Source organism: Rhizobium sp. BK491 (genome assembly GCF_014194925.1).
GTDB lineage: Bacteria > Pseudomonadota > Alphaproteobacteria > Rhizobiales > Rhizobiaceae > Rhizobium.
In genome coordinates this window covers 161,165-173,141 of record NZ_JACIAR010000005.1, presented here as the reverse complement: position 1 = coordinate 173,141, position 11,977 = coordinate 161,165, and the positions used below count along the sequence as shown (strand labels likewise).

The window sequence follows — 11,977 nt, the reverse complement described above, 5'->3', positions numbered from 1 at the left end:
CTAAACTCCGTCCTTAATTCTGTTTCCCGGTATTGGCGATCGCCTTCGACAAGGCATCGCTTACCAGATCCTCGACGCGGATGCGGGCCTCGAGTGATTGCTTGAAGGCGGCCGATGCGGATTTCGCGGCATCGGGCAGGCTGTTCCACTCGGTCACGGCGCCTGGAAGGTCGCCATTCCGGACCTTGTCCTCGAAGCGGGCGGCGATGGCATCGATGCTGTCGCCAGGAACATTGCCGACGGGGCGGACCTGCACCAGCGACTTTGCGCCGGATACCAGGCGGCTGCTCCAGCTCTGGTTCGGATCATCGGTCTGCGCCGTTGCGACGATTGCCGTTGCGACATTCGAAACCTGGCGGATCAGTTCGGCGCGGGAGGGAACGCCTGTTTGGGCGAAGTTCTTGAGATCGGCGACGGCCGGATCGTCCGGCGCGACATTGGCGAAGGTGTCGAGCTCAGGCTGGAAGGGGCCGCCGCGGTCGATGGCTGCCTTCAACGCCGCCGCCGCGATGGCGCGGGCGACAGCGCTCTCCTGGCTCGGTCCGCTCAGCTTCTTTTCGGCATCGTCAAGGCGCTTGCTGACTTCGGCATCGGAGGTAGCCTGCGTCTGGGTCGCCTTGCTGAGATCCGTTTTCAGCTGCTCAACCTCGCTGGTGAGCGAAGCGATCTTCTGATCGGAAGCGGCATTTGTCGCGCTCGATCCTCCGGCCGAGGCGCCATTGGCTGCATTCGTCTCGAGTGCGGCGACGCGGGCCGCAAGCGTCTCGTCCGGCTTGGCTGCGGGCGCGGCGGCTAGCTTGGCGACGCTCTGCTTGAGGCCGTCGATCTCGGCATTCAAGGCGGTAATAGCAGCGGAATTGTCCTTGCCGGCACGGCCACCGGGCAGCACGCCCGCATATTGCAAGGCGCCGGCGCCGACGAGCGCAATCAAGCCGCCGACGATGCCCGCCGCGATAAGGCCGGAGGTCGATCCCTCGCGTGGCTGCGGGCGTTCGACATAAGGCGGGGTTTCGGCGCGAGAGGGCGCCGGTTCGGCCTGGTGTTCCGCTGCCTGCGGCTCTTCGACCGCAGCCGTTGCGGCCGGCTCGTGGGGGTCCTCGCGAACCGGCTCCTTCTCCGCTTCCAGCGGCATTTCCACTTTATCTGCCGAGGAGCCGCCAAGCTCGCCATAGCTGCGCTCGGTCAAATCTTCGGGAGCTGCGTCCTGCGCAGTTTTTTCCGCTTCCAGATCGATCGTGACCGGTTCGTCGTTGGGCTTCGAATGGTTAGGCGTTTTTCGCGATACCATGAGGTCCTCTTTTCATGCGCTGCAACGAAGTTAGACAGACAAGGCGATTATGAAAAGGCCTTACATCAAAATTGCGGCCTTACGCCGGGATCAGAAGCGCCAGAAGTCGGTCTTCATTCGGCATATCGGCGATATCGACATGGGATTGCAGCGTCTCCGGAACCGCGCCCGCCACGGCTTCGCTCAAACAAAGAAACCGCGTTTCGGCAAAAAACTCCATATTGTGGCCGACGAATGAAAGGCTGAAAAAGCGCCTGGCGGTTTCGTGAGAATAAAGCAGCACGGCATCCGCGCGAGCGTCGGAAAAAAACCGGCGAAGAGTGACGTCGTCGGGGATGATATCCTGCATTCGGTAGCATTCGACGGTCAGGAAAGGCAGGTGCAGCTCCGCCAATCCGGCTTCGAAACCGGCCGCGCGCGGAAAGCCTGCGAGATAGAGGAGCGCGCCGTCGTTCAGGCCTGAAGGATGGCTGGCGATCATGGCGGCAAGCTCTGTGCCGCCGCCTTCGGATATGGCGATATCGCTGAATCCGAGATCCGCCGCTTCTTTGGCCGTCGCCTTTCCGACGGCAAAGAGGCGACGACCAAGATGAGGGGTAAGATCGGAACCTAGTAGCGAAAGCGCCCGGATCGCCTCGGCGCTGGTGACGGCGACGGCGCCCTGCGTGGTCAGGAGCGCTCGTCTTGCGTCCTCGACATGATGGACGGGTTCGGCCAGCGGCAGCAGCAGGGGTTCGTGCCCCATTTGCGTCAGCCGCCGGATGGTGCGTTCACCCGAACGCCGAGGGCGGGTGACGACGACGCGCATCCTTTGTCAGGTCCAGTCTTCGAAGAAGGTGCTGCCGGCCTCGGCGCGGATCGCCTGACCGGCATTGATCCCCAGCGCCTCGGCATCGCGCCGGTGGCCTTCGATGGTCGTCGTGTGCACTTGGCGGCCATCCGGGGTGAGGATCATGCCGAAGAAACGCAGATGATCGCCTTCGCAAATTGCGTAGCCGGCTATCGGCGTGCGGCAGGACCCGTCGAGTGCCGCCAGGAAAGCGCGTTCGCAGGATACCGCGTCGAAAGTCGGCGCATCATTGACGGCAGCGAGCAGATCGTTCATCCGCGCGTCATCGATGCGGCTTTCGATCGCTATGGCGCCTTGCGCGGGCGCCGGAGGGAATTCATCCGGGTCGAGAATATCGGTGATGACCTCGACCATGCCAAGCCGCTTCAGGCCTGCAAGCGCCAGCAAGGTGGCGTCGGCTTGCCCCTCTTCCAGCTTGCGCAGGCGGGTCTGAACCGAACCGCGGAAGGTAATAACGTTGATATCAGGGCGCAGGCGCCGGATCAGCGCCTGGCGGCGGAGCGACGCCGAGCCGACGGTGGCGCCATGCGGCAGCTCGATCAGTTTCGGTGCGGTGCGGCCGATGACGGAATCACGAATGTCCTCGCGCGGCAGATAAGTTGTGAGCGCCAGGCCCTGGGGCAGCTTCGTCGCCATATCCTTGGCCGAATGCACGGCGAAGTCGAGTTCGCCTGAGGTCAGCTTCTCTTCCAGCTCTTCCGTGAACAGGCCCTTGCCGCCGATTGCCGCGAGCGAGCGGTCGGTGATGCGGTCGCCCTTGGTGGTGAGAACGACGATTTCGAACATCTCCTCCGGAAGACCATGGGCCGCCATCAGGCGGTCGCGTGCTTCTCGCGCCTGGGCGAGCGCCAGCGGGCTGCCGCGCGTGCCGATCCGGAAAGGTTTTGTTTGCATCCGCTTTGATCCGTTGTTACCGACAGTTCCCGTAACCATATTTCCGCTTTATCGCAATCGACCTGTAGGCAACGAACTTTCTCCATGACATCCGTTCTTCGTATTCTCGGCATCGAAACAAGCTGCGACGAAACCGCTGCAGCCATTGTCGAGCGCCGGGATGACGGCACGCCCACTGTCTGTTCCGATGTCGTCCTCAGCCAGCTGGACGAGCACAGCGCCTATGGCGGCGTCGTGCCGGAAATTGCTGCGCGGGCACACGTCGAAGCGCTCGATATGCTGATCGACGAGGCATTGAAACGCGCCAATGTGTCGCTCTCGGACGTCGATGCCATTGCCGCTACATCCGGACCGGGCCTTATCGGCGGGTTGCTCGTCGGCCTGATGACAGGCAAGGCAATTTCGCGTGCCACCGGCAAGCCACTATACGCCATCAACCATCTGGAAGGCCATGCCCTGACGGCGCGACTGACGGACGGTCTTGCCTTTCCTTACCTCATGCTGCTCGTTTCCGGCGGCCACACCCAGCTGATCCTGGTGCGCGGCGTCGGCCAATATGAGCGCTGGGGCACCACTATCGACGATGCGCTCGGCGAAGCCTTCGACAAGACGGCCAAGCTTCTGGGACTGCCCTATCCCGGCGGCCCTGCTGTGGAGGCAGCCGCCAAAAACGGCGATCCGGACCGCTTCGATCTGCCGCGACCGCTGGTCGGCGAAACGCGCCTCGATTTTTCCTTTTCCGGCCTGAAAACGGCGGTACGACAGGCTGCGATGGCGATTGCGCCTGTTACGCAGCAGGATATCGCCGATATCTGCGCCTCCTTCCAGAAGGCGATCTCGCGCACGCTGAAGGATCGTATCGGCCGCGGCCTGCAGCGCTTCAAGACGGAGTTTCCGAAGACTGAGGAAAAGCCGTCGCTTGTGGTGGCCGGAGGCGTTGCCGCCAATCTCGAGCTGCGCCGCACGCTGCAGGAGCTTTGCGACGCCAATGGTTTCCGCTTCATCGCGCCGCCATTGAGATTGTGTACGGATAATGCCGTCATGATCGCCTGGGCTGGACTGGAACGCATGGCGACGGGGGCCGCACCTGACGATCTCGATGTGCAGCCGCGCTCGCGCTGGCCGTTGGATCAGAAGGCGGAAACTCTGCTCGGACATGGTAAACGAGGAGCGAAGGCATGAGCGACAAGGAGCGGATCGCAGTCATCGGAGCCGGCGCTTTCGGCACGGCGCTTGCCGCCGTTATCGCGCTGACCGGTCGTGCCGATGTGGTGCTCGTCGGACGCAACGCAGGGCTGATGACTGACCTTGCCGCCGACCGCATGCATGATGCCGTCCTGCCCGGCATCGACCTTCCGGATTCGCTGCAGTTTTCGGCCGTGCCGGATGCAATTTCCAATGCCGGCATCGTTCTTTTTGCCATGCCCTCACAGGCGCAGGCCGATGCTGCCCGTCATTATGGCCCTTATCTCGCCAAGGATGCGGTCGTCGTTACGTGCGCGAAAGGTATCGACAAGGTCTCCGGCGATCTGCTGACCGATATGCTGGAGCGGGAGTTGCCGCAGCATGCGATCGCTGTGCTCTCAGGCCCGGGCTTTGCCGCCGACATTGCCAAGGGACTGCCGACGGCCATGGCGATCGCCGCCGCCGACATGACTGTCGCCGAAAGGCTAGCCCAGGCGATTTCCGGCCCGACGTTTCGCCTCTACGCCTCGGATGACCGCATCGGCGTGCAGCTCGGCGGCGCCTTGAAGAATGTTCTCGCGATTGCCTGCGGCATCGTCGAGGGCCGGGGTATAGGCGATTCCGCACGTGCGGCGCTGATCAGCCGTGGTCTTGCCGAGATGTCGCGCTTCGTTGCAGCCAAGGGGGGCAAGGCCGAAACCGTGCGCGGCCTATCGGGTCTTGGCGACCTCGTGCTGACGGCGACCAGCCATCAATCCCGTAATCTCAGGTTCGGTATCGCGCTTGGGCAGGGAGAGACCGTTGATCCAACGCATGGCACGCTGGTCGAGGGCGCCTATGCCGCTTCCATCGCCGCGCGGCTCGCCCACAAACTCGGCGTCGACATGCCGATCACCGACGCGGTGTCCGCCATCATCGACGGCAAGCTCGACATAGCAACAGCCATCGGACAACTGATGACGCGGCCGATCACCACGGAATAACTTGAATAGTGGTCGTGCTCTGGATATATTACTGGATATAGCCGGAGACCACGATGAGCAGCTCGCAGAAACGCGCAATTAAGAACTATCGTTCCCGCCTTGGCGAGCGTGGTCTAGCTCGTTTCGAAGTGCTGGGGCTCGATGGCGACAAGGCTCTCATCAGAGAGGTGGCGCGGCGTTTGGCGGAGGATGGTCCCGAATCTGCCCGTATTCGCGATGTTGTCACCAAGACTATTTCGGGAGAGCCGCCCAAAAAAGGTGGGGTTTACGCCTGGTTGCGGAATTCTCCTCTCGTCGGTGCGGACCTCGATCTTGAAAGGGTGAAGGGCGAAGTGCGCGAGATTGATCTGTGACTCGCTATTTGCTCGACACGAACATCATCAGCAATACAATCAAACCTGAGCCGTCGCCCCATCTTGCACGCTGGTTGGGCGATCAGGTGGATGGTGATCTCTTTATCGCAGCGTCCACAATCGCTGAAATTCAGCGTGGCATCCTGATCATGCCGACGGGACGCAAGCGTGATGATCTCGAAGCATGGTTTCTCGGCGGTCAGGGACCGCTGACATATTTTGCGGGACGCATTCTTTCCTTTGACGAGAATGCTGCTCTGATATGGGCGCAACTCATGGCCGATGGCCGGACGATGGGACGACAGCGTGACCCGATGGACATGTTGATCGCTTCCGTCGCAGTTGCGAATGAATGCGTCATCGCCACACATAACGAAGCCGATTTCTGGGGTCTTGATATCATCAATCCCCTTCGCGCAGAAATATGATGACCTCTCGTGATTGAAGCTTTATCCGTCATCATCAATCGTTTTTGATTTTCTTGGGAGAATTAAATCATGCTTTTCGCCTTTGTCTGCAAAGACAAGCCCGGTCACCTGAATGTTCGCATGGAGACGCGCCCGGCGCATCTGGAGCATCTGAACAAGCTCAATGCTGAAGGCACGTTGAAGATGGCCGGTCCGTTCCTGGATGCGGACGGCAAGCCGAACGGTAGTCTCGTTGTCGTCAAGGCCGAGAACGCCGAGGCTGCCAAGGCGATTGCCGATGCCGATCCCTATACGAAGGCCGGTCTGTTCGAGAGCGTCGAGATCAAGCCGTTCAACTGGGTCTTCAACAATCCGGAGGCATGAGAGATGGCGCACTGGCTTTATAAATCCGAGCCGTCCTCCTGGTCCTGGCAGCAGCAGAAGGATGCCGGCGAAAAGGGAACGGAATGGACCGGCGTGCGCAACTATCTCGCCCGCAACAACATGCGGGCCATGCAGATCGGCGACAAGGGTTTCTTCTATCACTCCAATGACGGGCTGGAGGTCGTCGGCATCGTCGAGGTCTGCGCGCTGGCGCATCCGGATTCGACCGCCAAGGACGATCCGCGCTGGGAATGTGTCGACATCCGCGCCGTTCGCGATATGCCGAATCCGGTGACCCTCAAGGACATCAAGGCCAATCCGAAGCTTTCGCAGATGGCGCTCGTCACCTCCATGCGGCTTTCGGTGCAGCCGGTGACGGATGATGAATGGCTCGAAGTCTGCCGCATGGGCGGTCTGGACAATCCGCCGGTCTGATCCGGCCTTGTTCGGTAGGTGGGAGATTCATTGAAAACCGATCCGGAAAGCTTCATCCGTGCCAATACCAGCCTCATGGCGTCGCCGCATGTGCCGGAAATCCGGCTGCACCTGGCAAGCGAGGCGCATGAATTGTGGCTGAAGACGGAAGAAGAGCTGGAAGAGATCGGCCTTCCGCCGCCGTTCTGGGCCTTTGCCTGGGCGGGCGGGCAGGGTCTGGCGCGCTATATCCTCGATCATCCGGAGATCGTTGCCGGCAAAACGGTGCTGGATTTTGCAAGCGGCTCCGGGCTTGTCGCGATTGCTGCCAAGCGTGCGGGTGCTACTCATGTGCTTGCCGTCGATATCGATCCATGGGCGGGCACGGCGATCCGGCTCAATGCCGTTGAAAATGGCGTCACCGTCGATTTCTCTAGCGATGACATTATCGGGCAGGCCGTGGATGCGGGCGTCATTCTTGCCGGCGATGTCTTCTATGATCGCGATTTTTCCGCGAGTCTCGTTCCCTGGCTAAGACGTTTGGCGGGCGACGGGAAGACGGTTCTGGTCGGCGATCCCGGCAGGGCCTATCTTCCCAAGGATCGTCTGGAAGATCAGGCCACCTATCAAGTGCCGGTGACGCGGGCACTCGAGGACAGCGAGATCAAGAAGACGACAGTCTGGCGTTTTGCCGCCGATTGAGAAAGGTCAGTGCCTGATGACGCAGACGCCTGCTTCATACGAGCAGGGATTGCCGGCATAGCGGACATCGATGACCTTCGCCTTGGGCCTCAACTGCACTGTGGCAGGTGGAGCATAGGGATTGTAGCCGCCATAGCCGATAACATAGGTGCCGCCATCAGCCCGATAGACATCGGCCGAGCCGGCATAGCTGCCGGCGTTTGCGGCGTCACGCCGTTCCATGATGACGATCCGGGCAGGTTGCTGCTCGCGAGCCTGGGGCTTCGATATCTGGTTCAGGCGCACAAGGCCGGAGCGATCGTGATGATGCCAGTGGCGGTAGTCGCCCGCCGATGCCGGTGCGAAGGAAAATGTTGCCGCCGCCACGATGAGCGCTGCTGCCTTGAAAAGATGCGGCTTCATGATTCGACTCGCTTCGATCGGTTAATGAAATCTTAACGGCAGATTGCCTCAAGAGCCGCGCGAAGTCCACGTCAGGGTTGCCGAAATGGTAAACGGCCCGGAATGGGAAGCCCGTCATTGCATGCTCGCTAAAGTGCAGCCCGACCCGAATCGATTAAATTCGATGCAGGCATCAATTGTGCTTGTGGATGGGCGTCTCTGTGATTATTGGTCGCAATGATGCAACGCACACTGCACGTCTCTGCGCGCGTTGCCCCGGATAACCGGGTTCTAAGCGTATCGTAACGCCGCGAGGTTCTGATGGCGAACGTCACACAAAACCGGCCTCTGTCGCCGCATCTGCAAATCTACAAACCCATTCCCACCATGGTCATGTCGATCCTCCACCGCATCACCGGGGGCGCGCTCTATTTCGGCACGCTGCTGGTCGCCTGGTGGCTGATCGCCGCGGCGACCGGTCAGGGCTATTTCGATCTGGTCAACTGGATCATGGGCACGATCATCGGCCGCATCATCCTGCTCGGCTACACGTGGGCTCTGCTGCACCATTTGATCGGCGGCCTGCGCCACTTCGTGTGGGATCTCGGACATGGTTTCGATCCCGCCGTCTCGACGAAGATGGCCAAGTTCACGCTCATCGCCTCGATCTGTCTGACCGCGCTGGTCTGGATCATCGGCATCGCCATCCGCCTGGGTTGATTGGCATGATCGCTCCCGGAGGCGCTCAGGCGCCTTTCGGGATCATGCTTTAAAGGATATTTCTCATGGATATGCGCACTCCTCTGGGCAAAGTCCGCGGTCTCGGTTCCGCCAAGGAAGGCACCGATCATTTCTGGCGTCAGCGCCTGACCGCCGTTGCCAACGTTCCCCTCTTTCTCTTCTTCGTCATCTTCCTGATCATCTATGCCGGCGCGCCCTACGCGGAAGTCGTGCACGCGATCTCGAACCCGATCGTTGCCGTGATCTTCGGCCTGATGGTGATCTCCGGCGTCATTCACATGAAGCTCGGCATGCAGGTCATCATCGAGGACTATGTCCACGGCGAATTCGGCAAGATCGTTCTTCTCATGCTCAACACGTTCTTCGCGGTCGTCGTGGCGGGGCTCTGTCTCTTCGCCATTCTGAAGATCGCGTTCGTAGGATAATTGCATCATGGCACCGAACTCATCCGCTCAGAACGGGGCTGCCCAGAACGGGAAAGCCTATAAATACATCGATCACTCCTATGATGTGATCGTCGTCGGCGCCGGCGGCGCCGGCCTGCGCGCCACGCTCGGCATGGCCGAGCAGGGCTTCCGCACCGCCTGCATCACCAAGGTCTTTCCGACGCGCTCGCACACCGTCGCGGCGCAGGGCGGCATTGCGGCCTCGCTGCAGAACATGACGCCGGACAGCTGGCAGTGGCACCTCTACGACACCGTCAAGGGCTCGGACTGGCTCGGCGACGTCGACGCCATGCAGTATATGGTCATGGAGGCGCCGAAGGCCGTTTACGAGCTTGAGCATTACGGCGTGCCTTTCTCGCGCAATGAAGAAGGCAAGATCTACCAGCGCCCGTTCGGCGGCCACATGCAGAATTTCGGCGAGGGACCGCCGGTGCAGCGCACCTGTGCCGCCGCCGACCGTACGGGCCACGCCATCCTACATACGCTCTACGGGCAGTCGCTGCGCAACAACGCTGAATTCTTCATCGAATATTTCGCGCTCGACCTTATCATGTCCGACGATGGCAGCCGCTGCACCGGCGTTGTCGCCTGGTGCCTGGATGACGGCACGATCCATCGCTTCGCCGCCAAGATGGTGGTGCTGGCGACCGGTGGCTACGGCCGCGCCTATTTCTCGGCGACATCTGCCCATACCTGCACCGGCGACGGCGGCGGCATGGTAGCCCGCGCCGGCCTGCCGTTGCAGGACATGGAATTCGTGCAGTTCCATCCGACCGGCATCTACGGTTCGGGATGTCTCATCACCGAAGGTGCGCGCGGCGAAGGCGGCTATCTTGTCAATTCCGAGGGCGAGCGTTTCATGGAGCGCTATGCTCCTTCGGCGAAGGACCTTGCTTCGCGTGACGTCGTCTCGCGCTGCATGACGCTTGAGATCCGTGAGGGTCGCGGCGTTGGCAAGAACAAGGATCACATCTTCCTGCATCTCGACCATCTCGATCCGGCCGTGCTGCATGAGCGCCTCCCGGGCATTTCCGAAAGTGCCCGCATCTTCGCCGGCGTCGATGTGACCCGTGACCCGATCCCCGTCCTGCCGACCGTTCACTACAACATGGGCGGGATTCCCACGAACTATTGGGGCGAAGTGCTGAATGCCGACAGCAACAATCCCGAGCGCGTGCTGCCGGGCCTGATGGCCGTCGGCGAAGCCGGCTGCGCGTCGGTGCATGGCGCCAACCGCCTCGGCTCGAATTCGCTGATCGACCTTGTGGTCTTCGGCCGCGCCGCCGCCATCCGCGCCGGCCAGGTCATCGACCGCGTCGGCCCGGTTCCTCCGGTCAATGTCGCGGCCTGCGACAAGATCATGGAGCGCTTCGATCGCCTGCGCCATGCCAGCGGCTCGACGCCGACGGCAGCGCTGCGCGAAAAAATGCAGCGCGCCATGCAGGAAGATGCGGCCGTGTTCCGCACCCAGGAATCGCTGGAATCCGGCTGCCGCCGTCTTTCGGAAATCTGGGGTGAAATGTCCGACATCAAGGTCACCGACCGTTCGCTGATCTGGAATTCCGATCTCGTCGAAACGCTGGAACTCCACAATCTGATGGCCAACGCCATCACGACGATCTACGGCGCCGAGGCCCGCAAGGAAAGCCGCGGCTCGCATGCTCGCGAAGACTATACCGAAGGTAAGTTCGCCGGCCGCGACGACGAAAACTGGCGCAAGCATACGCTTGCCTGGGTTAACGAGGCAGGCGACGTGAAGCTCGACTATCGTCCGGTTCACACCGACCTGATCGCCGAAGGCATCGATCCGCACAAGATCGAGCCGAAGGCACGCGTGTACTGATCTGAGAGGAACTGACCATGGTTGAACTCGCTCTCCCCAAGAACTCTCAGATGCGCGAAGGCAAGGTCTGGCCGAAGCCGGTCGGTGCCAAGAACACGCGCGAATTCCGCGTCTATCGCTGGAGCCCGGATGACGGCCAGAACCCGAGCATCGATACCTACTATATCGATATCGATGATTGCGGCCCGATGGTGCTCGATGGTCTGCTCTACATCAAGAACAACATCGACCCGACGCTGACATTGCGCCGCTCCTGCCGCGAAGGCATTTGCGGCTCCTGCGCGATGAACATCGACGGCACCAACACGCTCGCCTGCACCAAGGGTCTGGACGAGATCAAGGGCACGGTGAAGGTCTACCCACTGCCGCACATGCCCGTCGTCAAGGACCTCGTGCCGGATCTGACGAACTTTTACGCGCAGCATCGCTCGATCGAACCCTGGCTGAAGACGGTATCGCCGCCGCCGGCCAAGGAATGGAAGCAGAGCCATGAGGACCGCCTGAAGCTCGACGGCCTCTACGAGTGCATTCTCTGCGCCTGCTGCTCGACCTCCTGTCCGAGCTATTGGTGGAACGGCGACCGTTACCTCGGTCCGGCCGTTCTGCTACAGGCCTATCGTTGGCTGATCGATTCCAGAGACGAAGCCAAGGGCGAGCGTCTCGACAATCTCGAGGATCCGTTCCGCCTCTATCGCTGCCACACGATCATGAACTGCGCCCAGACCTGCCCGAAGGGTCTGAACCCGGCCAAGGCGATCGCCGAAATCAAGAAGATGATGGTCGAGCGGCGGGTTTAAGCCGCCGCTTTCGGCCGTTTAACCGCAAAATCAAAATGCTTCGGCAAACTCGCCGAAGCGCCCGCATGTCCTGCAGATGGTTCGCGATATGCTGCCGTTGCGAGGACATACGAGCACAGGCGGGCGTCGGAGAAGCAACCGAATTGACCGCTCGCAGTCATTTGGGATGAGTTACAGCCGGTTAAGCCTTGAAACCACCCGATTCTTGTTCAGCTATCGCCTACGACAATTTGTAGCGGTATCGACTTGATTAACCAAAGTGAAATACGATAATTCGGACATCATTAAATATCACTTTGCAGATGTCAG

General features: G+C 60.9%; 15 protein-coding genes. 11 read left to right on the top strand and 4 right to left on the bottom strand.

Annotated features, from left to right (window positions below):
* Window positions 1–13 precede the first annotated feature (13 nt).
* From FHX05_RS22625 to hemC, 3 genes are all read right to left on the bottom strand, one after another.
* Window positions 14–1,288 carry a COG4223 family protein gene (locus FHX05_RS22625; protein WP_183874670.1) on the bottom strand — a complete coding sequence of 425 codons (1,275 nt, stop codon included), beginning with the start codon at window positions 1,286–1,288 and terminating at the stop codon, window positions 14–16.
* Window positions 1,289–1,367: 79 nt separating this feature from the next.
* Window positions 1,368–2,096, bottom strand: coding sequence for a uroporphyrinogen-III synthase (locus tag FHX05_RS22620; protein ID WP_183874668.1), 729 nt, complete (start codon window positions 2,094–2,096; stop codon window positions 1,368–1,370).
* 6 nt (window positions 2,097–2,102) lie between these two features.
* Complete coding sequence (gene hemC / locus FHX05_RS22615) at window positions 2,103–3,032, bottom strand: hydroxymethylbilane synthase (RefSeq protein ID WP_112607837.1); 930 nt, start codon at window positions 3,030–3,032, stop codon at window positions 2,103–2,105.
* Window positions 3,033–3,116: 84 nt separating this feature from the next.
* Between hemC and tsaD the strand changes: the two genes are divergently transcribed.
* The 7 genes from tsaD to FHX05_RS22580 all read left to right on the top strand — a co-directional run bounded on the left by tsaD (window position 3,117) and on the right by FHX05_RS22580 (window position 7,460).
* Window positions 3,117–4,214, top strand: coding sequence for a tRNA (adenosine(37)-N6)-threonylcarbamoyltransferase complex transferase subunit TsaD (tsaD, locus tag FHX05_RS22610; protein ID WP_183874666.1), 1,098 nt, complete (start codon window positions 3,117–3,119; stop codon window positions 4,212–4,214).
* A complete protein-coding gene (locus FHX05_RS22605) occupies window positions 4,211–5,200 on the top strand; it encodes an NAD(P)H-dependent glycerol-3-phosphate dehydrogenase (RefSeq protein ID WP_112336352.1) in 990 nt (329 codons plus the stop codon). Before tsaD ends, FHX05_RS22605 begins: the two co-directional genes overlap by 4 nt.
* A 53-nt stretch (window positions 5,201–5,253) precedes the next feature.
* Window positions 5,254–5,553 carry a hypothetical protein gene (locus tag FHX05_RS22600; protein ID WP_069613374.1) on the top strand — a complete coding sequence of 100 codons (300 nt, stop codon included), beginning with the start codon at window positions 5,254–5,256 and terminating at the stop codon, window positions 5,551–5,553.
* A complete protein-coding gene (locus FHX05_RS22595; RefSeq protein ID WP_112336354.1) occupies window positions 5,550–5,981 on the top strand; it encodes a PIN domain-containing protein in 432 nt (143 codons plus the stop codon). Before FHX05_RS22600 ends, FHX05_RS22595 begins: the two co-directional genes overlap by 4 nt.
* A 69-nt stretch (window positions 5,982–6,050) precedes the next feature.
* Window positions 6,051–6,344 carry a YciI-like protein gene (locus tag FHX05_RS22590; RefSeq protein ID WP_112607831.1) on the top strand — a complete coding sequence of 98 codons (294 nt, stop codon included), beginning with the start codon at window positions 6,051–6,053 and terminating at the stop codon, window positions 6,342–6,344.
* Between the two features lie 3 nt (window positions 6,345–6,347).
* The gene (locus tag FHX05_RS22585) at window positions 6,348–6,779 is read left to right on the top strand and encodes an EVE domain-containing protein (RefSeq protein WP_075853666.1); all 432 of its coding nucleotides are present in this window, start codon (window positions 6,348–6,350) and stop codon (window positions 6,777–6,779) included.
* A gap of 30 nt (window positions 6,780–6,809) precedes the next feature.
* On the top strand, window positions 6,810–7,460 hold the full coding sequence (locus FHX05_RS22580; protein ID WP_183874664.1) for a methyltransferase: 651 nt from the start codon (window positions 6,810–6,812) through the stop codon (window positions 7,458–7,460).
* Window positions 7,461–7,466: 6 nt separating this feature from the next.
* Here the strand turns inward: FHX05_RS22580 and FHX05_RS22575 are convergent, their stop codons facing one another.
* Window positions 7,467–7,862 (bottom strand): hypothetical protein, encoded by a 396-nt coding sequence (locus FHX05_RS22575; protein WP_183874662.1) that lies wholly within the window; start codon window positions 7,860–7,862, stop codon window positions 7,467–7,469.
* Window positions 7,863–8,162: 300 nt separating this feature from the next.
* On the opposite strand from FHX05_RS22575, the gene sdhC reads away from it, so the two are divergent.
* The 4 genes from sdhC (at window position 8,163) to FHX05_RS22555 (ending at window position 11,668) form a co-directional block, all read left to right on the top strand.
* On the top strand, window positions 8,163–8,561 hold the full coding sequence (sdhC, locus tag FHX05_RS22570) for a succinate dehydrogenase, cytochrome b556 subunit (protein WP_112336359.1): 399 nt from the start codon (window positions 8,163–8,165) through the stop codon (window positions 8,559–8,561).
* A gap of 65 nt (window positions 8,562–8,626) precedes the next feature.
* Window positions 8,627–9,007, top strand: coding sequence for a succinate dehydrogenase, hydrophobic membrane anchor protein (sdhD, locus tag FHX05_RS22565; protein WP_112336360.1), 381 nt, complete (start codon window positions 8,627–8,629; stop codon window positions 9,005–9,007).
* 7 nt (window positions 9,008–9,014) lie between these two features.
* Window positions 9,015–10,871: a succinate dehydrogenase flavoprotein subunit gene (sdhA, locus tag FHX05_RS22560; RefSeq protein ID WP_015341416.1), complete on the top strand. Its 1,857-nt coding sequence runs from the start codon at window positions 9,015–9,017 to the stop codon at window positions 10,869–10,871.
* 17 nt (window positions 10,872–10,888) lie between these two features.
* Window positions 10,889–11,668, top strand: coding sequence for a succinate dehydrogenase iron-sulfur subunit (locus FHX05_RS22555; protein WP_015341415.1), 780 nt, complete (start codon window positions 10,889–10,891; stop codon window positions 11,666–11,668).
* Window positions 11,669–11,977: the final 309 nt, after the last annotated feature.

What these genes read in the sequence shown, in the direction of transcription:
- FHX05_RS22625 (WP_183874670.1), bottom strand. Translation starts at nt 1,288, where the DNA reads ATGGTATCGCGAAAAACGCCTAACCATTCGAAGCCCAACGACGAACCG.
- FHX05_RS22620 (WP_183874668.1), bottom strand. Translation starts at nt 2,096, where the DNA reads ATGCGCGTCGTCGTCACCCGCCCTCGGCGTTCGGGTGAACGCACCATC.
- hemC (WP_112607837.1), bottom strand. Translation starts at nt 3,032, where the DNA reads ATGCAAACAAAACCTTTCCGGATCGGCACGCGCGGCAGCCCGCTGGCG.
- tsaD (WP_183874666.1), top strand. Translation starts at nt 3,117, where the DNA reads ATGACATCCGTTCTTCGTATTCTCGGCATCGAAACAAGCTGCGACGAA.
- FHX05_RS22605 (WP_112336352.1), top strand. Translation starts at nt 4,211, where the DNA reads ATGAGCGACAAGGAGCGGATCGCAGTCATCGGAGCCGGCGCTTTCGGC.
- FHX05_RS22600 (WP_069613374.1), top strand. Translation starts at nt 5,254, where the DNA reads ATGAGCAGCTCGCAGAAACGCGCAATTAAGAACTATCGTTCCCGCCTT.
- FHX05_RS22590 (WP_112607831.1), top strand. Translation starts at nt 6,051, where the DNA reads ATGCTTTTCGCCTTTGTCTGCAAAGACAAGCCCGGTCACCTGAATGTT.
- FHX05_RS22585 (WP_075853666.1), top strand. Translation starts at nt 6,348, where the DNA reads ATGGCGCACTGGCTTTATAAATCCGAGCCGTCCTCCTGGTCCTGGCAG.
- FHX05_RS22575 (WP_183874662.1), bottom strand. Translation starts at nt 7,862, where the DNA reads ATGAAGCCGCATCTTTTCAAGGCAGCAGCGCTCATCGTGGCGGCGGCA.
- sdhC (WP_112336359.1), top strand. Translation starts at nt 8,163, where the DNA reads ATGGCGAACGTCACACAAAACCGGCCTCTGTCGCCGCATCTGCAAATC.
- sdhD (WP_112336360.1), top strand. Translation starts at nt 8,627, where the DNA reads ATGGATATGCGCACTCCTCTGGGCAAAGTCCGCGGTCTCGGTTCCGCC.
- sdhA (WP_015341416.1), top strand. Translation starts at nt 9,015, where the DNA reads ATGGCACCGAACTCATCCGCTCAGAACGGGGCTGCCCAGAACGGGAAA.
- FHX05_RS22555 (WP_015341415.1), top strand. Translation starts at nt 10,889, where the DNA reads ATGGTTGAACTCGCTCTCCCCAAGAACTCTCAGATGCGCGAAGGCAAG.